The sequence below is a fragment of the Nitrospirota bacterium genome, assembly GCA_035873375.1.
In the GTDB taxonomy this organism is placed as follows: domain Bacteria; phylum Nitrospirota; class Thermodesulfovibrionia; order Thermodesulfovibrionales; family JdFR-85; genus BMS3Bbin07.
In genome coordinates this window covers 1-18,378 of sequence record JAYWMQ010000047.1, presented here as the reverse complement: position 1 = coordinate 18,378, position 18,378 = coordinate 1, and the positions used below count along the sequence as shown (strand labels likewise).

Here is an 18,378-nt window from a genome sequence, read left to right as displayed (position 1 = left end):
CAGTGTAACACATCTCTAAAGTGTAATTAGTTGCTGTAGCTCAAAGCCAGGTCATGTCACATCCTTAGTTGAAACAGGACGGCCCCGAGAGAAAAAAAGGGGTTCTCCCCCGGTTAAAGCATTTGGAGAGACTTTTGGTGTTTTATAAAACACCGGTTGTTTCTTCTGCCTACAGTATTTCATTATCCGGAAGAGTAGTAAAGGTAAAATTCACATTGGGGAACTCCTGTCGTTTAATACTTGAACTTTCGGCTCTTCAGGAAAATTCGTGGGTAAAGCAAAGGATGAAGGAAGAGGAGAGAGAAAGAGGGAGATGGAATAAAGTAGCGCATCCTGCTCCAAGTCTGTCAAAATGGAAGTGAAGAACAACCAACTGACAGAGCAAAGGAGGCAGGATGCAACTAAAGGTTATCCTAAACCGGGTACTAAAAATCAAGTCATTTTTATATGGAAGGGTTAGCTGGGTAGAGGGAGAAGGGAAAGCAACAATAGAAATTGAGGTTCGAGAGAGGGCGAAGAGTCGTCCTGAATGTTCTGGGTGTGGTCGTCGAGGAGCGGGATATGATAGATGGGGGGTGGGATAGTCACGAATAGCGTTGACAGTTCAAGACTCATATGAAAAAAAAATGAGTCAAGGCCTTCCGGTTAGTTAACCCAACAAAAATAACTTAACCAAAGGAGGAAGGCACATGACTCAACAACAGTATATCATAAGGCGTAAGTTGAAGTAGTTAAGGATGGCCCCAAGCTGCTTGTTCAGAACAGGGAATCAGGATTGGGTACCGGAGTTTAGATTCTCAGACGTAAACTGATAACCTCTGAAACAGATTTCTCATCTGAAAAGCTCCCTAACCTTCTTCCCTATATCCTCAGCCTTCATGAAGGCTGTACCAATCAGCAGTGCATCCACACGGGTCTTTGAAAGAAAATCCACGTCCTCGCGTCTCTCTATCCCGCTCTCGCTTACCACGGTCTTTCCTTCAGGAATATCCTTCAAAAGTTCCACGGTTGTATTGAGGTTAATCTCCAGTGTCCTGAGGTCACGGTTGTTTATGCCGATGACCGGGACGTCAATGAGGAGGGCTGTGTCAAGTTCTTTCCAGTGATGAACCTCGAAGAGGACAGAAAGGCCAAGCTCTCCGGCAAGGTGAAAGAGTTCTTCAGCCTGTGACCTGCCCAGCATTGCAGCTATAAGCAGGATTGCGTCAGCTCCATTGGCCCTGGCCTCATAAACCTGATATTCATCAAAGATGAAATCCTTCCTGAGCACCGGCAGTCCGGCAGACTCTTTCACAATGGGCATGTAATCAATACTGCCCTGGAAAAAATCCTCCTCGGTAAGTACCGATATGGCAGAAGCCCCACTCTCTTCATAGACAGCGGCAATTCCTGCCGGGTCGAAATCCTCCCGTATCAGGCCCTTTGAGGGCGATGCTTTTTTTATCTCTGCAATAAGCCGTAACTTTTCCCCTTTGGGCCTCCTTATGGCTGAGGAGAAGCCCCGTGGGGCAGGGGCATCAAGGGCTCTTGCCCTGATCTCAACAAGCGGGGTCTTTACCTTGCAGGCATCAAGCCTTGCCCTCTTTTTCTCGATAATCCCGTCAAGTATACTCATAAACATCTCCTGTCAGGTCTCAATAACTGAATATCCCTTCCAACAACCTTTATATCTCTGTGTTCGGGTTCTTTATTATACAATAAACCGGCAAAGCCCTTGAGGAGCACAAAATAAGACCCCGAATTCAGTGAAAAAACCACACCAGGAAAAGATATATTCAAGGCTTCATAAAAAAATATTTGTAGAATTTGACCGAAAATACTGTTAAACTCTTTAATAGACGAAAAAAATTATTATATACCATAAAAGGAGGACATTTGATGATACTGACAAACATTGAGACAATCCCGGGCAAAAAAATCGCCGAACACTTCGGTATTGTTTCAGGAAGTACTGTCAGGGCCAAGCACGTTGGCCGGGACATAATGGCAGGGCTGAAAAATATCGTAGGCGGTGAGCTGAAAGGATATACTGAACTCCTGCAGGATTCCCGCAAACAGGCGATGGAACGCATGATAAAACAGGCAGAACAATTCGGCGCCAACGCAGTCATCAACATCCGGTTTGCCACATCTTCGGTAACTCAGGGGGCCTCGGAACTTTTTGTTTACGGAACCGCCGTACGTGTAGAATAAGGGGGAGTGTATGCAGGACCTGATTGTATTTGTTGTGCTTTTATCATTGGGCTATTTTGCCGGCAGTATGGCGGAATCGAAACATTACCGTTCCATTAAAAAGAGGGAACTCAACTTCCTGAAGCTCCCTGTGGTAACAGCCAGGGATTTTATAGAAAAAGGTCAGGAAATTCAGGATGCACGGCTGGTACATGGCAGTGTAGTGATCTCCATAGATTATTTTAAGCGAATGTTAGCCGGACTGAGAAATCTCTTTGGAGGGGAGGTCAAATCCTACTTAACCCTTATAGACAGGGGGCGCAGGGAGGCCATACTCAGGATGAAAGAAGAGGCCGGGGGTGCTGATATCATACTGAATCTCCGGATCGAGACTTCTGCTATCGGTCAGAATGCCAACAGGAGAAAAACGGTTGGAAGCATCGAGGTAATAGCTTACGGAACGGCCGTTACTTTCAGGAAGTGAAATATACTCCCAGGGAATTGGAAGGCAATGTCAATATCTCCCGAACATCTCTTATAAGGGAGTTCTTTTTTCTTTTAGGCAGCGTCCTGACCTTAACCCTTGTTGTCTATGTTGCCCTCGGCCTTGCTGTTGACCTTATCGTGCCGGGACTATCCCCTGAATTTGAGCAACGTCTCGGCAGTCTATATGGCAGTACATATACAGGAACAGAAGAAACAGGTGCTGAAAAAAGGCTCCAGCAGGTTCTTGATAGCCTCTCATCGGTCCAACCGGAAAATAAAGGATGGCAGTACAGGGTCCATCTGGTTCAGGACAAGAGGATAAATACCCTTGCCCTGCCCGGCGGGCATATCGTTGTTTATTCCGGGCTCCTCGATGAGGTGGAGTCGGAGAATGAACTGGCCTTTGTCCTCGCCCACGAATTAGGCCACTTTGCTCACAGGGACCACCTCAGGGGGCTTGGCCGGAGGCTGGTTCTTCTGGCCATGGTAGCGCCAGTATTTGGTCAGGACAGTTCGATCAGTAAGTTTATGAGTAATTCCCTGCTCGATGTTGAGATGAGGTTTTCCCAGGGACAGGAGAAGATGGCTGACCTTTGGGCTGTTGACCTGTTAAACAGGAAATATGGACATGCAGGCGGAGCCGTTGATTTCCTTGACAGGATTGCCCGAAAGGAAAAGAACGGCCGTCTTGCATACCTCTTCTCAACTCATCCATATCCCTTAAATCGTGTCAAGGCCCTGCAAAAGTATATAATGATTAGGGGCTATCAGGTTAAGGAAAAGATTCCCTTAGACGGGTCTTTAAGGCGTAAGTCTCAATAGGGGGGTAACGGCTGCACCAACAGGAGGGGATTATGAACATACTGAAAACAGTTTTCAGTGCCGGCATGGTTATTACGATTGCAGTAACCCTGTTTTCATTTGGATGCTCTGTTGATGGTGCCTCACTTTTTCAGAAGGAAGGCTGCATCAACTGCCACAGATTCAAGGAGGCGGGCGGGAGCATATGTCCTGACTTGACTGATGTTTCCAAGAAGAGGAGTGATGAATGGTTGAGACAGCAGATTAAAGACCCTGGGGTAAACTTTCCGGATTCTACGATGCCCGGGTTCGGACATCTGTCAGAGAAGGAGGTTCAGGCATTAATAGATTATTTAAAGAGCTGAAAAGGTGAGCTATTGAGAGGTGTTTGGATATGCCGAAAGCTATATGGATAACAGGCCTGCCCGGAAGCGGCAAGAGCACAGTGGCTGAGGCCTTCAGAAAGAAACATCCGGAGTTTCTAATACTGAGGATGGACGAACTGAGGAAGATAGTCACCCCCAGGCCTTCCTATTCAGAGACAGAGAGGGAGTTGGTATACCGCTGCATTGTCTATACTGCAAAGACCCTTATAGAGCTTGGGCATGATGTTATCATTGACGCCACCGGAAACATGCGGAGATGGCGCGAGCTTGCAAGGGAGGTAATCCCTGACTTTGCCGAGGTCTACCTGAAGTGCTCCATCTCGGAATGCCTGAGAAGGGAGAGGCTCAGAAGAGAGACCCATGCTGCACCAAGGGATATATATGAAAAGGGCAAAAAAGGTTGGCCTGTCCCTGGTGTGGCAGTACCCTATGAGGAGCCCTTGAACCCTGAGGTGGTCATTGACACAGAGGTTGCGGACATTGAGGAGGCAGTCCGGATTATGGAAACAGCCCTTAAATACCGCTGAACCTTATGGTGCCGAGGCCTTTCAGTTCAACAAGAAAGAGAATGCTGTAATCATCCGGCCTTCTGTTGAATGTTATGTTTATCCCCCAGCACTGGGCTGAGTAGTTTGCACTGAGCTTCAGATCTTCAAGCCCTCCCCCTTTGGCATCGTACCACAGGGCGGAATTCAGAGCCAGCCTGCTCGTTACAGGCAGGGATATCCCTCCTCTGTAAAAAAGAATATCATCGTCCTTTGAGTATCTCTGTCCAAATGAAAGGCCCACCCTGCCTGTCTTTAAAGAGGCACTGTAGTTAATCTGCTCAAAATCACCGGAGTTCGGGTTGTAAGAGGTGTCCAGTTTGAGACTAAGGGGGTGGAACAAGGCGGCTTCAAGCCTTATCAGGCCAAAGGGGTTGTCTGCTTTGAGGATGTCGTACAGGCCGGTCAGCCGCACAGAGGCTATTTGGCCGTCTCTGCCATATAGGTAGTTCCTGAAGCCAAAATCAACAGTTGAAACCCTGCGATAGAGTTCTGTGCTGTCAAGCAGGGGGATATCGTTCTCAATGGGGGGGATAAACCTGTAGCCTACTTCGGGCTCAATGATATGGGTAAAGGCAGGGTATCTTCTCTGAAGCCTTGTGTGAAGCCTTATGCTGTAGTCAAATGCCTCACGGCTAATGCTGTCAGGGAATTCATCCGAGTTGCTGATATTGTAAAGGGTCTCTCTCAGGCCGATGACCTGGCTAAGCTGTATGGAGTCACCAATGGAGTGGTATATCCTGGGGTAGATATCAAGCCTCTGAACCCTGAGGAGTTTTTTTGAGTAGAAATTGCTGTATGATGTTTTCAGTGAGAGGTATAATGGCCCTTTTTTCGAGGGATAGAGTGAAATGCCGGCCTCCGGCACCTTTTGCATAACATCTTCAGAAGGCTCCTTGAGGTCCTGCCACGCCCTCCCAAGGAGATAGACCCTACCCTTTTTGAAGGGATAAAACACCTCTGCAGTGGATTCGAGAAACCTGCGCGTCCTCACCTGTACCTGTTGACTGTATTCCTGATAAAAACTCCTGTCGTTAATGTAGTGTATATTCAGAAAACCGGAGAGCCAGTCCTTCCTGAAAAGCGTGTGCTTTCCCTTGAACTCATAGAAATCCTTTCCAAGTGTCCTGTCCCTCAGGTGATAGAGCCACCATTGTCCGGCCCCGGCCTTTTTCTCAATATAGCGGTATTCAAGCCCCTCGCCAATACCCCGCTTGGAGTACAAGTCAAAGTAGAGAGTTGCATCCCTGTTGTCAGCGAGTGCCAGAAACAGGGGCTGACGAAAGAAAAACCCCTTGTCGCTTCTGAACCCCGGCTCGGGCACGAGGAGTCCGGTCTTTCGTTCAGTATAAATGGGTGCCCATAGTATCGGACTATACAGAACCGGGAGACCCTTTATCCTGAAGAGCACATTTTTTGCCTTCAGCCTGTCTCCGATCCTGACTTCGGTCTTTTTGGAACTGAAACACCATGCAGGCAGAGGTGCATCGCACGTTGTAAATGTGGCCTTTCTTATGACGTAATTCTTCTCATCAAGCCGTTCGATCTCTTCTGCCCTGATATGATAATTATCCTTTTTGAAGAAGAGTCGCGCATTATAGACAATGCCCCGCTTTGTCTCCATATTAATCTCAAGATTCGCTGCCTCTATAACGACCCACCTGTCCTCATACCTCACGTTCCCCGTGGCCCTGGCCTCTCCGGTCTTTTCCCTGTACGCTGCCTCATCAGCCTGAAGAAGGGCATCCAGCCTCCTTATACGCACCTGCCCCCTCAGGTGATAGACCTGCTGAGCTGCGTCATACGTCAGGAATTCTGCCTCAATGGAAGTTTCCACTTCTTCAGCGCTGCTGAGAGCAGGGAAGAGGAAGAAGCCAAGCACCAACAATATAATTATAGATTGCAGATTCTTCATATGTCTGAGGGAAGGGGTCAGGTCTCAACATTCAACATAACTGTCCATTTTTTATCCTCTACAGGAGAGGAACCGGGACTTATGTTGAATGTTGAGACCTGACCCCTTTTATCTATGCTCCCTTAATTTCGCAAGAACGGCCTTCTCTCCCATTACCTCACGTGCCTCTCCGACAGTATAGAAGGAACCGGTTATAACAACGAGGGCACCTCTGCGATAAAGCCGGGCGGCAAGCTCAAGGGCTTCCTTTATGTTCGGTGTGGCATAAAATGTCTGAGGGAAGGGGTCAGGTCTCAACATTTGACATAACTGTTCACTTTTGTCCTCTACAGGAGAGGAATCAGGATTTATGTTGAATGTTGAGACCTGACCCCTTGCTATTCTGAGCAGTGTCTCAGGTTTTTCAGATCTGCCGTAGGAGGGGGAAGTAAATATGACTGTACGGGCAAGTGGCAGTAGGGGGCTGAGTATCTCTTTAATATCCTTGTCAGCCATTGCTCCGAAGATGAGTATAAGGTCGTCATAATTCCCTCTCCTGCATGATGACAGGTAAACATTGCCCAGGGTTTCTGACAGTGCATGGGCTGCTTCGGGGTTGTGTGCGCCGTCCAGCAGTACCGGCATCCCCTTAAAATCTACAAGTTCGCACCTGCCCGGCCAGGATGTGCCGGCAAGTCCTGAACGGATTACCCCGGGGACATCAGCAGCAGGGGTTCTGTATGATTTCAGGACTATCTCCGCTGTCCTGACTGCAACAGCGCCGTTTATTGCCTGATAGGAACCTGTAAGAGGGGTAAAGAGACCCTTTATTTCAGTTGCGGGTTGCGGGTTACGGGTTGCGGGTTGAGAGTTTACCCCGAAACTCATATAATCAAACCTCACACCCTCTGGTGTCATCTCCTGTATCTCTGCCCTAAAATCATCACCGTATTTATAGACAGGTGCATTTTTCTCTTTTACTGCTTTCAGGATAGTATTCAGTGCATCCCCCGCCTGGGGGGCAAGCACAAGAGGGACGCCTTCCTTTATAATACCCGCCTTCTCGTAGGCAATCTCTTCAAGTGTCTCACCAAGGAATTCCCGGTGGTCCAGTCCCACAGGGGTAATGACCGTAATATCAGGGCTTATCACATTTGTGGCATCAAACCTGCCGCCCATGCCTGTCTCAACCACTGCCCACTCCACCCCCTGCCCCCGAAAGTAAATTAATGCCATGGCAGTGACGAATTCAAAGAAGGTTGGTTTTAAATCCCCTGAACTCTCCACCCGTTCCCTGATATCCACGGAAAGTCTCAGGACGTCCTCCTCACTGATCCTCTCGCCATCAACCTGGATCCTTTCAGTGAAGCTCACAAGGTGCGGGGACGTGAAAGTCCCTGTTCTGATGCCTGCCGCTTTCAGCATAGAGCAGATCATTGATACTGTTGAGCCCTTGCCGTTTGTGCCGGCAACATGAACGGTATGGTAGGTCCTTTGAGGGTTGCCTGAAAGGGAGATAAGTCTTCGGGGATTTTCAAGTCCTAACTTTATCCCGTGATGTCTGAGGGCGTAAAGATAGCCGAGAATCTCTCTGTAACTCATTGCAGAAGCTTAAGAATCCTGGAAATAGTCTCTCTCAAGTCCTTCCTGCTGACGATCATATCTATAAGGCCATGATCCAGGAGAAACTCTGCCCTTTGAAAGTCCGGCGGCAACTGCTGCTTTATAGTCTGCTCTATCACCCTGGGTCCGGCAAAACCGATGAGGCTCCTCGGTTCAGCGATAATTATATCTCCAAGCATTGCAAAACTCGCGCTTACACCACCAAAAGTTGGGTCTGTGAGAACCGATATGTATGGCACTCCCCTGTCTTTAAGCCTGCCGATGGCTGCAGAGACCTTTGCCATCTGCATTAACGAAAACATCCCTTCCTGCATCCTGGCACCACCTGAGGCAGAGACAACAATAAGGGGTATCTGTTTGGCAAGGGCAAGCTCTGCCGTCCTTGTCACCTTTTCACCAACAACCGAGCCCATACTGCCACCCATAAACGAGAAGTCCATAATGGCAATTGCAACAGGGGTCCCCTTTATCTGCATCTCTCCACTGATAATTGCATCACTAAGCCCGCTCTTTTTGCGGTTTTCTACCAGCCTTTCACTATAGGGGATAGTGTCTTTAAACCTCAGAGGGTCTGAGGAAGCAAGGTCAGGGTCCATCTCCTGAAAAGAGCCGCTGTCTATAAGGAGTTTTAGCCGCTCCATTGCGCTTATACGAAAATGGTAGTTGCACTTGGGACACACCTTGAGGTTTCTTTCAACCTCCTTGCGGTATATAATCTCTTTGCAGTTGTCGCATTTTACCCAGAGCCCTTCGGGAATCTTTACCTTACGGTCCGCCTTATGTTCTTTTGTTCTTTTAAACCACGCCATAGTTAGTCAGAATTATCATTTATCATTTGTCATTTTCCATTTGTCATTTATCATTTGGGTTGATTGGCTATTGCAAAACAGTAAACGATAAATGACGAATGGTCATTATTTTTCATATCGCCCTTCTCAGTGAATTAAGATAGTTCTTCAGCCCCTTTTCATCTTCGTTGATCATCTTTACAATGGAGCTGCCGATAATTACACCATCCGCAAGCTCAGCAACTGCCTCTGCATCCTCGGGTCTCTTCACCCCAAAGCCGACGGCAACAGGCTTTCCGGATACGGATTTAATCTTTTTAATCATCCTTCTCATGGCTTTATCTATAGTAAGTCCGGCACCTGTAATCCCTGTTATCGAGACGTAATATATAAAACCGGTTGATGTACGGCTGACCAGCCTTATCCTTTCATCGGTTGAGGTTGGAGCAAGCAGGAATATGGTTGAAATATCCCTGGTCCGTGCAAGTCTGATGAGGTCTTTGGCCTCATCAGGGGGCAGGTCAGGCACTATCAGCCCGTCAACTCCTGAGGCGGATGCATCATCTATAAAGGATTCAAGTCCATATTTGAATACAGGATTAAAATAAGTCATAAGGACTATGGGTACAGATGTCCTTTTCCTGACTCTCCTGACAGCCCCGAGAACCTTTCTGAGCGTTACCCCCCGCTTGATCGCCCGCTCCGCAGCCATCTGTATGGTGGGCCCGTCTGCAAGAGGGTCGGAAAATGGAACGCCGAGCTCTATGATGTCAGCACCACACTCCTCAAGCAAAAGCACGAGTTCTTCCGTCTTTTTCAGGGATGGATCCCCTGTCATTATATAGGGGATAAATGCTTTTTTGCCACTCTGCCTTAAATCATCAAAAAGACTCTCTATCCTGCCCATGACCCATTTTCTCCTTACACTTATATGAAGACCACCTCAAGAAAAACCATGCCCGCTGCTTTACATATAAAAAATATTATAGCACAGTTTCCTGATATTTGACTTTTCCGGCAGAGGTTGACTATTTTATCTAATTGCTTCATTAAAGGGGGCTTTGGCGGGTTCAAATGCAGAGGTTTTTATGAATTTCATACTATTGAAAAAGGGGGGATGAAAATGATCGAAAATCTCACTTCCAAAGGGCTTTCCATTGAATCGGACAGTTTTCAGGTAATACAGGGGCTTTTGAAAGGCAGAAGTTTTTCCGCAGAGGAACTCATGGTGGTTATGCGCGTTATCCATGCCACGGGAGACCCCCAGTATGAAGAACTGATGGAGTTTCATCCCGGCGCAATAGAGGCTGCTCTAAAGGCCATAAAAGAGGGCAGGGACATCCTTGTTGACGTTAAGATGGTGGAATCAGGAATCAGCAGGAAGATACTGGAGAATTTTGGGGGAAAGACCATCTGTATGATATCAGACAGTGATGTAATTGAGAATGCAAAGGCCGAGGACAAGACAAGGGCTGAGGCAGCAATGGAAAAGGCAGTGGAATCAGAACGCGGGATTGGAATTGTTGCCATTGGAAATGCACCAACAGCACTTATGAAGATAATGGAGATGGTTGACAGCGGTCTTTTCAAGCCTGACCTTGTAATAGGTGTACCTGTTGGCTTTATTATGGCGGAAGAGTCCAAGAGCGAACTTATGAAGAAGGATTATCCCTTTATCAGCTGCAGAGGCAGAAAGGGTGGAAGTTCAGTGGCTGTTGCGGCACTCAATGCCCTTTTGAGGATAGCCCGGAGTAATACGCCGGCTTAAATCTCCTTACGCAAGGTCATCAATTCACTCCCAACCCCCATTTGACAACAACAGGCCTGATCTGTTTCAATAAAAACCGTCAGTGCAGGAACTTTTCCTCGCTGGCACAGATGGATGTGAGGAAGAGGGGTGAAAATCCCCCGCTGCCCCGCAGCCGTGAAGGGAACGAAAACCCGTACAGGAGGCAAGCAACATACCTCCTGCAAAAACCACTGGGATAACGAGTTGAACGGTTCAAACTGTTCGAACGGTTTCCCGGGAAGGCGGGTAAGTAGGAACCAGAGTCAGTTTAACTCGCAACCCGCAACCCGAATGCGCAGCTAACTGTCTAACTGCCCTGAGCCGGAACACCTGTCCATCTGCAAATACCTCGCGGGAGGTGAGCATATGAAGATGGTTTTATCCGCTTTTGGTGTCTTTCCCCATAATCCCCCATAGTCAAACTGTCTGCTCTTTACTTTAGTTAGGGTTAGTGATGGACAGTCCTGTAAATCTATGGAGGAAAGAATGCAAAACAGGTCCCTCTCAGTCTGTTGTGTATTGATCTGCACATTCGGTTTACTCACATTACTCATCGCCTCTTCTCCTGCCTATGCAGGTGAGGCAGAGGCACTTTTAAACCTGTTGCTGAGGAGGGGGCTTATCACGGAACAGGAGTATGAGGAGCTTACTGCCGGAAGATCGGAGGGAATGAAGGAACAGAAGGCGGTGACTGACGCTTCTGCCGGGACTGAAATGTCTGACAGGGTTGTGATTGAAGGAGCCATAGAGGGTGAGTACCGCTGGATGAAGCACAGGGAAGTAACAGCAGGGGATAGTGATTCCACATCAGACCTCTATCTGAGGACGATAGAGCTCGGCATAGGGGTAAGACTGACTGACTGGATCATCGCCTCTGCCGTCTTTAATTCAGAGTGGATAGGAGATGACATTAACGCCGGAGATGAGATGTTGACAGTTGATGAGGCTGTCATTACTCTCCGGAAGGAAGATGTTCCCTTTTATATTGTTGCAGGTAAAAGGACACAGCCTTTTGGGCTGTTTGAGAGCCACCTTATCACAGACCCGATGACCCAGGACGGATATGAGACCAAGAGGGCAGGCATAACTGCCGGATATGCAGGCCCGGCAGGCGTTGATCTCTCCCTGACCGTCTACAAGGGTGAAGAACAGATGCATCATCTCTTTGAATCAGGTCTGTTTGATACCGAGGCTGTAAGCAGGACCGATGCCTCAGACGATGTCGGTTCATTCATTGTATCGGTTTCTGCAGAACCGGTTGAAGAAGCGCTGACACTCTTTGCAGGGTATCTCTCGGAGCCCGGTGCGGAAAGAAGGAACGAAACACTGAACCTGGGGTTCAACCTTGTATTGCCCTTCCTTGAAAACCTTAGGTTAGACGGGGAGTACATGAAGGCAGTAAAGAGGGAGAGATATACCGGAGCCGACAGGGAGTTTAGGGAAGGTGTGCTGTCTCTGGCAGCTGCCTACGAGTTTGTATTGAGGAAAAGGGAGGTAATAGGTGGTGGTTTGTTTGAAGAGAGAAGGGCTCATATCATCTCGGAACCCCTGGAGGTCTCGCTGAGGTATGAGTATTTTGATGATGACGGATTCGCAGACAGTCTGAAAGCATGGAGCGTTAAAAACCGTTACAGTGCCGGAGCAAGGTACAGTTTCTACAATGATGAGGCATCAGGACTGAATGCCTTTCTGTCTGTTGAGTACAGACATACCGGGTTTAGAGTTGACAGCCCGGAGGATATGAAAGAGGCCAATGATGAGATTTATGCAAGAATGGGCGTTAACTTTTAAAATTCAAACAGATCCAAAACGGAGGTTTAATAATGAGTACCCGCTATACAGTGCTTACCGTAGCATCAGTGACAATATTTATGCTTTTTGCCTTTACCGGCAATGTCTTCGCCATGCTTAAAACCATGACGTTGAAGAAAGACCCGGCAATAGTCATTGCCACCTTTGGTACTACAACAAGGGCACAGGCAACCTATGACTTCTTTGACGAACAGCTGAAAAAGGAGCTGCCGGCAAAATACAGAAACTACGAGATACGCTGGGCATTCACTTCCGAGATAGTCCGTGAAAGGGCCAACAAGAAGTTCGAAAAGGCCGGGATTAAAAAGAGATACCGCAGCCTTGCCCAGGTAGTATCAGACCTCGAGGATGAGGGATACAGAAAGATAGTGGTGCAACCCCTGCATATCTTTCCCGGAATAGAGTATGAAAGCGTGCTCGGTATGGTTGAAGGGCTGCGGGAGGTTTTTAAGGATTTCAACCTGAGGATTAAGGTAGGAGAGCCGCTGCTTCAGTACTGGTGGGATCTGGACGAAGTGGCAGATGTACTAAAGGCTGACCTGCTCACGCCTCAGGAAGGCTGCAATGTCCTCGCCTCTCACGGAACAGGAGAGACTGCGGTCGGCAGTAACATCACCTACCTTGGCCTTGAGAGGGTGCTGTCCCTGAAGTACGATAATACCTTTCTGGGAAGTGTTGAGGGGATAACATCCAGGGAATCAGCCCTTGCAAAGGCAAAGGCCTGCAAGGCAAAAAAGGTGAAGTTCATTCCTTTCATGTACGTTGCCGGCGACCATATCATGAATGATATAATGGGCTCGGAACCCGAGGATGACGGAGAACTCTCATGGTCCCTCGAGATGCAAAAGGCGGGGTTCAGGGCAGAGGCAACAACTATTGTTTACAAGGGGAAGGAATACTATAAGGGACTCGGTTTCTACCCAGAGGTAAACAGGATATACATTAAAGGTATTGTCAGGTTGTTGAAGAAGTTTGAGTTCTAACCGTGCCCGGACTTGATTCAAAGACGATCCGGCTTATGCGCAAGATACACAGATGGGGCGGCCTGCTGTTGGCCGCCTTCATCATTTTCTACTGCATCACCGGAATATTGCTTAACCACAGGGAATTTTTTGACTATTTTGTCATCAGGAAAAAAAGCGAATATAAGGTTCCGTCCTCTGACATTGAATTGATGAAGTCGTTTGTGGAGTTTTACAAGAAGCAGATAAACAGGAGTGATGACCCGGTCGTGATAAGGATTCGCAAGGGAAAGACCATAGAGTTTCTCTATGGCTCCCACGGAAAGACGACATATATCATCAACCCTGAAGAAGGAACAATGGAGAAGATCGAAAAATATCCGCGGCAGCCCCTGTACTGGCTGAATAACCTCCACAAGGCTTTTAAGACCAACATGTTCTGGCTCCTGCTTTCCGATCTGGCCTCTCTGGTTATACTGGCAGTAACAGTAACGGGTCTGGTAATTCTGAGGTATCGTATGGTTGACTATATCATGGTATTTGGCGGGGTATTAATCCTGATAGCAGGAGCGTTGTTGGCACAGTGAAAAATTCAGCAGCAGGTGATAAAGGCAGGACTGTACTGAGTGTAGAGGGACTTGTCAAAAAATACGGAAAGAAAAAAGCCCTCCAGGGTGTCAGTTTTAAGATAGCGGGGGGAGATTTTCTGGGCCTTCTTGGTCCAAACGGTGCGGGGAAAACCACCACCATCAAGATACTTACAGGGCTTACAAAGCTCACGGAAGGAGAAGTTTATTACTACGGCAAAGACTTTTCAAGTCATCCCGGAGAGGCCAAGAGGTTTATAGGGATGGTTCCGCAGCAGAGTAATCTGGACAGGGACCTAACGGCCTTTCAGAACCTCTACCTCCACGCCATCCTGCACGGTATCCCAAAACCCCTGCGCATTGAAAAGATTGATGAGGCACTTGAGTTTGCAGGCCTTAAGGAATACAGGGACCGTCAGGTCAAGACCTTCTCCGGCGGTATGCGCAGGAGGCTCGTTATTGTAAGGGCACTCCTTCATGAGCCCCGCATACTATTCCTTGACGAGCCCACCGTTGGTCTTGACCCGCAGATAAGGCGCACACTCTGGGAACTTATCCTGAAGGTGAATCAGGTAAAAGGGACAGCCATACTCCTTACCACTCATTACATCGAAGAGGCAGAAAAACTCTGCGGCAGGGTCCTGATTATAAACAGGGGCAGGATTATTGCCGAAGGCCCCCCTGATGACCTCAAGAAGGATATAGGCGGGTATGTGCTTGAGATATTCCTTGAGAACAGGATCGAGGAGAAGTTCTTCTCCACAAGGGAAGAGGCTTTGGAGAGCCTGAAAGGATGCGACCATTCCTGCAAGGTCAGGGAGGTAACACTTGAGGATGTCTTCCTGAAACTGACGGGAAGGAGGATAAATGTTTAACGGGTTCAAAGGAGTTCTTTACAGGGAACTGAGCGTCTTCCGCACAAGGGCAAAGAAGCAGATACTATCCTCCTCCCTTTCACCGCTCCTGTATCTGATAGCCTTTGGCTGGAGTTTTGGCAGGGGGGTGAGTGTGGACGGGCTTCCCTATATCACCTTTCTTATCCCCGGACTGATAACCATGAGCAGTCTGAACCAGAGTTACGGAATTGCACAGGAGCTGAATATCACCCGGTTCTACTTCCATGTCTTTGACGAATTTCTTATAGCCCCCATATCTCACACGGAGATTGTGCTCGGAGAGGCAGCGTATGGAATGTTCAAGGGGCTGCTCAGCACCATACTTATCTTTGTCTATGCCATGCTTTTTGGGGTAAAGCTGATCTTTAACCCCATATTTTTCATGGCTATATTGCTGCACACCTTTCTCTTTGCAGCGCTGGGCATAACAATAGCAATGATTGTGCGCGACCATGGAACACAGGCAACGGTAAATACATTCGTGATAACCCCCATGATATTTCTGTCCGGAACCTTTTTCCCGGTGGACAAACTGCCGTATCTCTTCAAGATGATTGTCTATGCCCTGCCCCTTACATACACCACAAAGGTGATAAGGGCATCGCTGACAGGCGGGGAGATTAACCCCCTCTTTGTCTTCCTGATAGTGATGTTTGCAGCCCTCTTCTTTTATACGGCGCTGTGGGCAGTGCGGAGGGTGGAGGCATGACGGCAATAACTGTTTTGCGGGGTATTGAGTGAAGGATGACTAATCCGAAGAGAATAAATCTTGCCATAGCCATCAGTGTATCCCTGCTGGCGGTAATCACAGTACTTGCCGTCTCAAAAGGCGCTGTGGAGATAGACCTGCTGGAGATGACCGGCGTGGATAGGGACATACTCTTTTACGTAAGGATACCCCGCGTCCTGCTTGCAGGGCTTGTGGGTGCATCCCTGGTATTGAGTGGAGCCCTGTTTCAGTATGTTATGAAAAATCCGCTTGCCGATTCATTCACAACAGGGGTCTCTGCATCCTCTGCAATGGGTGCGGTTGTGGCGATCATGCTCGGGTTCGGCGCTATATTACCGCTGTTTGCCCTGGCGGGAGGTCTTACAGGACTGTTGGCGGTTTACAAGATATCATCTGTGAGGGGAAGGGTTCAACCCATTACAATGCTCCTTGCAGGCATAGTAATAAGCACCTTTGCCTCTGCCGTCATCAGTCTGATGAAGTTTCTGAGTGACGATGCAGTCAGTTCCATTATCTTCTGGCTTATGGGCGGGTTTCAGTCTGCCTCCATGGGCAAGGTGATGATACTTGCAGGAGTCCTTCTAATATCCTTTCTTGTAATCAGGAAGGACTACCTCAGCCTTGATATCATCTGCTTTGACGACACGACTGCATCCTCAAGCGGGGTGAATGTGGCGCGTCTGAGGCGGAAGGCTTTTTTTATTGCCGCCCTGCTTACTGCCTTCAGTGTCGGATATGCAGGAATTATAGGATTTGTAGGCCTTGTAGTGCCCCATGTTGTGAGGCTTCTGAAGTATGTAAAGGCAGCAGAGCTGATACCGTTGAGTCTCCTCTTCGGCGCACTGTTCATGATCCTGAACGACCTTATTGCAAGGACCGTTCTTTCCGAGGGTCAGGAGCTGCCTGTAGGGATAATCACTTCCTCAATAGGCGGTATCTTCTTCCTCTACCTCCTGATAAAGAGAAAGAAGGAGCTCTTCTACTTTGATTGAACTTGAAGGGATAAGGGCAAGGCAGGGTAATTTTCTGCTCAGTGCGGAAAGGGTCACTCTAAAGGAGGGAGACTTTGTGGCCGTGCTTGGAAACAACGGAAGCGGCAAGTCAACCTTTCTCTCCGTGCTTGCAGGACTGAAGAAGTTTGAGGGTAAATACATGCTTGAAGACAGGGAGTTTCAGGAGATTCCAACAGCTGAAAGGCATGGCCTCATCAGCCTGCTGCCGCAGATGACCACCCTCAACATGCCCTTTGATGTCTTTTATGTAGTTCTTACAGGCAGGTTTATCCATACAAACGGTCTGAGCTATACAGATGCAGACCTTGAGGCAACCGAGCAGGCCATGACAGAGCTCGATATCATGCACCTGCGGGAGCGGCAGTTCAACGAGCTCTCAGGCGGTGAAAAACAGCGTGTGCTCCTTGCAAGGACCATTAACAAGGACTCCAGGGTCATACTGCTTGACGAGCCCCTGAGCGGGATAGACATCCTGCACCAGCACGACTCCATAAAACTCCTCAAGGAGCTGAGCAGGAAGAAACTCATTATGGTTGTAATCCATGATATATCCCTTGCACTCAGGGAGTTTGACAGGTTTCTCTTCTTTACAGGCGGAGACCTTTCCTATGAGGCAAGAAGTCACGAGATTCAGGAAGACAGGCTCTCCGAAATTTTTGGAGTGCGCGTCAAATTCTTAAGACATGATAAAGGTATATTCGTATACACGGAGGGAAGATGAGAAGAATTCAGGATTCAGGATTCAGACTGTGGTTTTTTTGTATTGTTTTAATTGCTGTATCAACAGTGGCCCTTATAAAAACACCCCCTGCATATGCATACGGGAAGATAGTGGTGCTTTATGCTGCTGCAAGCCCCATTCTTAAGGAGCTTGGGGCCGGGAACAGGGTGGTTGGCATTACCAGGACAGACAAGACCTTTAATGATGCCGTTAAACTTGGCTCACACCTGAGGCCGAACATTGAGCTGATAAATGCCCTCAGGCCCGACCTTATTGTGGCCGGCTCTGCAAGGGCCTTTCCCAGGGAGATGGCGGAGAGGGTTAAGGCAGATGTCTTTTACTACGACCCGAGAAGTCTTGAAGAGATTCTGGTGAAGATAACAGATCTCGGCAGACTCCTTGGAAAGGAAGCTGAGGCTGAGGTTCTTGTGAAGAGGTTGCAGGCGAAGCTCTCCTTGGTATCAGCCCTGTCAAAAAAACCCTCTGTGATATATGAAATCAGCTCAAAATCACTCAGGGTGGCTGGCAGCATGAGCATAATTACCTCTATCATAGAGGCGGCAGGGGGAGTTAATGCTGTAAAGGTTGAAAAAAAGCATGTACTCCTCTCCCCTGAAAAGGTGCTGGAATCAAACCCTGATTTCTACATCTATCAGGTGGGCCCCATGAACAAGAATCCGGAGCCCCCCCTGAAAAGGCCTTTTTTCAGGTCTCTTCGCAGTAAGGTAGTCAAGGTTCCGGAGCTTGAGTTTGCAAGGCCCGGCATCAATGCATTTGAGGCCGTGATAGACCTTAATAAAATTTTTCGTGGAGAATATAATGAGTAATACCGTCTATTCGATCGGGCTTGGCCCGGGAAACCCCGAACTCATGACGGTCAAGGCAAGAAGGATACTTGAGGAGTCGGATATCGTGGTGGTACCCCAGTCCGACAAGACCGGAAGGAGCGTGGCAAGGGATATTATTCTCCATTACATAGACCCCTCAAAGATCCTGATGTATTACTTCCCGATGAATAATGACAGGGAGGACCTCTCGAAGAGGTATACCGAGCTGGCCCGGAAGATAAAGGGGCTGATAGAAGAGGGTAAAGTGGTATCATATGTGACAATGGGTGACCCGACCATATTCAGCACATCAAATTATATTACCGAAAAGCTGAGGGCGGTAGGA

The 18,378-nt window shown here is 48.2% G+C and carries 21 protein-coding genes and 1 riboswitch; of the genes, 16 read left to right on the top strand and 5 right to left on the bottom strand.

Features of this window, described 5'->3' with window-relative positions; translation table 11 throughout:
• Positions 1-68 precede the first annotated feature (68 nt).
• Positions 69-362, top strand: coding sequence for a hypothetical protein (locus VST71_10200; GenBank protein MEC4686087.1), 294 nt, complete (start codon positions 69-71; stop codon positions 360-362).
• 470 nt (positions 363-832) lie between these two features.
• On the opposite strand, the gene trpC is transcribed toward VST71_10200, so the two are convergent.
• Positions 833-1,615, bottom strand: a complete 783-nt coding sequence (gene trpC / locus VST71_10195; GenBank protein MEC4686086.1) for an indole-3-glycerol phosphate synthase TrpC — start codon at positions 1,613-1,615, stop codon at positions 833-835.
• Positions 1,616-1,878: 263 nt separating this feature from the next.
• Between trpC and VST71_10190 the strand changes: the two genes are divergently transcribed.
• From VST71_10190 to VST71_10170, 5 genes are read left to right on the top strand one after another with little or no spacing between them, the layout of a single operon-like run.
• Positions 1,879-2,193, top strand: a complete 315-nt coding sequence (locus tag VST71_10190; protein ID MEC4686085.1) for a YbjQ family protein — start codon at positions 1,879-1,881, stop codon at positions 2,191-2,193.
• A gap of 10 nt (positions 2,194-2,203) precedes the next feature.
• Positions 2,204-2,656, top strand: coding sequence for a YbjQ family protein (locus tag VST71_10185; protein MEC4686084.1), 453 nt, complete (start codon positions 2,204-2,206; stop codon positions 2,654-2,656).
• Positions 2,653-3,480 carry a M48 family metallopeptidase gene (locus VST71_10180; GenBank protein ID MEC4686083.1) on the top strand — a complete coding sequence of 276 codons (828 nt, stop codon included), beginning with the start codon at positions 2,653-2,655 and terminating at the stop codon, positions 3,478-3,480. Before VST71_10185 ends, VST71_10180 begins: the two co-directional genes overlap by 4 nt.
• 32 nt (positions 3,481-3,512) lie before the next feature.
• A complete protein-coding gene (locus tag VST71_10175) occupies positions 3,513-3,824 on the top strand; it encodes a c-type cytochrome (protein MEC4686082.1) in 312 nt (103 codons plus the stop codon).
• A 29-nt stretch (positions 3,825-3,853) separates the two neighbouring features.
• Positions 3,854-4,372 (top strand): adenylyl-sulfate kinase, encoded by a 519-nt coding sequence (locus VST71_10170; GenBank protein MEC4686081.1) that lies wholly within the window; start codon positions 3,854-3,856, stop codon positions 4,370-4,372.
• On the opposite strand, the gene lptD is transcribed toward VST71_10170, so the two are convergent.
• The 4 genes from lptD to trpA form a co-directional block, all read right to left on the bottom strand.
• A complete protein-coding gene (gene lptD / locus VST71_10165; GenBank protein ID MEC4686080.1) occupies positions 4,359-6,305 on the bottom strand; it encodes an LPS assembly protein LptD in 1,947 nt (648 codons plus the stop codon). The genes VST71_10170 and lptD overlap by 14 nt on opposite strands.
• Positions 6,306-6,413: 108 nt before the next feature.
• The gene (locus VST71_10160) at positions 6,414-7,886 is read right to left on the bottom strand and encodes a folylpolyglutamate synthase/dihydrofolate synthase family protein (GenBank protein MEC4686079.1); all 1,473 of its coding nucleotides are present in this window, start codon (positions 7,884-7,886) and stop codon (positions 6,414-6,416) included.
• Complete coding sequence (gene accD / locus VST71_10155; GenBank protein MEC4686078.1) at positions 7,883-8,716, bottom strand: acetyl-CoA carboxylase, carboxyltransferase subunit beta; 834 nt, start codon at positions 8,714-8,716, stop codon at positions 7,883-7,885. The genes VST71_10160 and accD overlap by 4 nt, the downstream gene beginning before the upstream one ends.
• Before the next feature lie 112 nt (positions 8,717-8,828).
• Positions 8,829-9,602, bottom strand: coding sequence for a tryptophan synthase subunit alpha (gene trpA / locus VST71_10150; protein MEC4686077.1), 774 nt, complete (start codon positions 9,600-9,602; stop codon positions 8,829-8,831).
• 216 nt (positions 9,603-9,818) lie between these two features.
• Between trpA and VST71_10145 the strand changes: the two genes are divergently transcribed.
• From VST71_10145 to VST71_10100, 10 genes are all read left to right on the top strand, one after another.
• On the top strand, positions 9,819-10,463 hold the full coding sequence (locus VST71_10145; protein ID MEC4686076.1) for a precorrin-8X methylmutase: 645 nt from the start codon (positions 9,819-9,821) through the stop codon (positions 10,461-10,463).
• 71 nt (positions 10,464-10,534) lie between these two features.
• Positions 10,535-10,837: riboswitch (cobalamin riboswitch) on the top strand.
• Positions 10,838-10,970: 133 nt separating this feature from the next.
• Positions 10,971-12,275, top strand: a complete 1,305-nt coding sequence (locus VST71_10140) for an LbtU family siderophore porin (GenBank protein ID MEC4686075.1) — start codon at positions 10,971-10,973, stop codon at positions 12,273-12,275.
• A gap of 32 nt (positions 12,276-12,307) precedes the next feature.
• Positions 12,308-13,279 (top strand): sirohydrochlorin cobaltochelatase, encoded by a 972-nt coding sequence (locus VST71_10135; GenBank protein ID MEC4686074.1) that lies wholly within the window; start codon positions 12,308-12,310, stop codon positions 13,277-13,279.
• Positions 13,280-13,281: 2 nt separating this feature from the next.
• Complete coding sequence (locus VST71_10130) at positions 13,282-13,845, top strand: PepSY-associated TM helix domain-containing protein (GenBank protein ID MEC4686073.1); 564 nt, start codon at positions 13,282-13,284, stop codon at positions 13,843-13,845.
• Complete coding sequence (locus VST71_10125; GenBank protein ID MEC4686072.1) at positions 13,842-14,720, top strand: ATP-binding cassette domain-containing protein; 879 nt, start codon at positions 13,842-13,844, stop codon at positions 14,718-14,720. Before VST71_10130 ends, VST71_10125 begins: the two co-directional genes overlap by 4 nt.
• A complete protein-coding gene (locus VST71_10120) occupies positions 14,713-15,450 on the top strand; it encodes an ABC transporter permease (GenBank protein MEC4686071.1) in 738 nt (245 codons plus the stop codon). The genes VST71_10125 and VST71_10120 overlap by 8 nt, the downstream gene beginning before the upstream one ends.
• A gap of 35 nt (positions 15,451-15,485) precedes the next feature.
• Positions 15,486-16,463 carry an iron ABC transporter permease gene (locus VST71_10115; GenBank protein MEC4686070.1) on the top strand — a complete coding sequence of 326 codons (978 nt, stop codon included), beginning with the start codon at positions 15,486-15,488 and terminating at the stop codon, positions 16,461-16,463.
• Positions 16,456-17,205 (top strand): ABC transporter ATP-binding protein, encoded by a 750-nt coding sequence (locus VST71_10110; protein MEC4686069.1) that lies wholly within the window; start codon positions 16,456-16,458, stop codon positions 17,203-17,205. Before VST71_10115 ends, VST71_10110 begins: the two co-directional genes overlap by 8 nt.
• Positions 17,202-18,032 (top strand): ABC transporter substrate-binding protein, encoded by an 831-nt coding sequence (locus VST71_10105; GenBank protein MEC4686068.1) that lies wholly within the window; start codon positions 17,202-17,204, stop codon positions 18,030-18,032. Before VST71_10110 ends, VST71_10105 begins: the two co-directional genes overlap by 4 nt.
• On the top strand, positions 18,025-18,378 hold a 354-nt coding region (locus VST71_10100; GenBank protein MEC4686067.1), incomplete at its 3' end, for a precorrin-2 C(20)-methyltransferase. The genes VST71_10105 and VST71_10100, both read left to right, overlap by 8 nt.

Coding starts and splice junctions, on each gene's coding strand:
- trpC (MEC4686086.1), bottom strand. CDS start 1,615: ATGAGTATACTTGACGGGATTATCGAGAAAAAGAGGGCAAGGCTTGAT.
- VST71_10190 (MEC4686085.1), top strand. CDS start 1,879: ATGATACTGACAAACATTGAGACAATCCCGGGCAAAAAAATCGCCGAA.
- VST71_10185 (MEC4686084.1), top strand. CDS start 2,204: ATGCAGGACCTGATTGTATTTGTTGTGCTTTTATCATTGGGCTATTTT.
- VST71_10175 (MEC4686082.1), top strand. CDS start 3,513: ATGAACATACTGAAAACAGTTTTCAGTGCCGGCATGGTTATTACGATT.
- VST71_10170 (MEC4686081.1), top strand. CDS start 3,854: ATGCCGAAAGCTATATGGATAACAGGCCTGCCCGGAAGCGGCAAGAGC.
- lptD (MEC4686080.1), bottom strand. CDS start 6,305: ATGAAGAATCTGCAATCTATAATTATATTGTTGGTGCTTGGCTTCTTC.
- VST71_10160 (MEC4686079.1), bottom strand. CDS start 7,886: ATGAGTTACAGAGAGATTCTCGGCTATCTTTACGCCCTCAGACATCAC.
- accD (MEC4686078.1), bottom strand. CDS start 8,716: ATGGCGTGGTTTAAAAGAACAAAAGAACATAAGGCGGACCGTAAGGTA.
- trpA (MEC4686077.1), bottom strand. CDS start 9,602: ATGGGCAGGATAGAGAGTCTTTTTGATGATTTAAGGCAGAGTGGCAAA.
- VST71_10145 (MEC4686076.1), top strand. CDS start 9,819: ATGATCGAAAATCTCACTTCCAAAGGGCTTTCCATTGAATCGGACAGT.
- VST71_10140 (MEC4686075.1), top strand. CDS start 10,971: ATGCAAAACAGGTCCCTCTCAGTCTGTTGTGTATTGATCTGCACATTC.
- VST71_10135 (MEC4686074.1), top strand. CDS start 12,308: ATGAGTACCCGCTATACAGTGCTTACCGTAGCATCAGTGACAATATTT.
- VST71_10120 (MEC4686071.1), top strand. CDS start 14,713: ATGTTTAACGGGTTCAAAGGAGTTCTTTACAGGGAACTGAGCGTCTTC.
- VST71_10115 (MEC4686070.1), top strand. CDS start 15,486: ATGACTAATCCGAAGAGAATAAATCTTGCCATAGCCATCAGTGTATCC.
- VST71_10105 (MEC4686068.1), top strand. CDS start 17,202: ATGAGAAGAATTCAGGATTCAGGATTCAGACTGTGGTTTTTTTGTATT.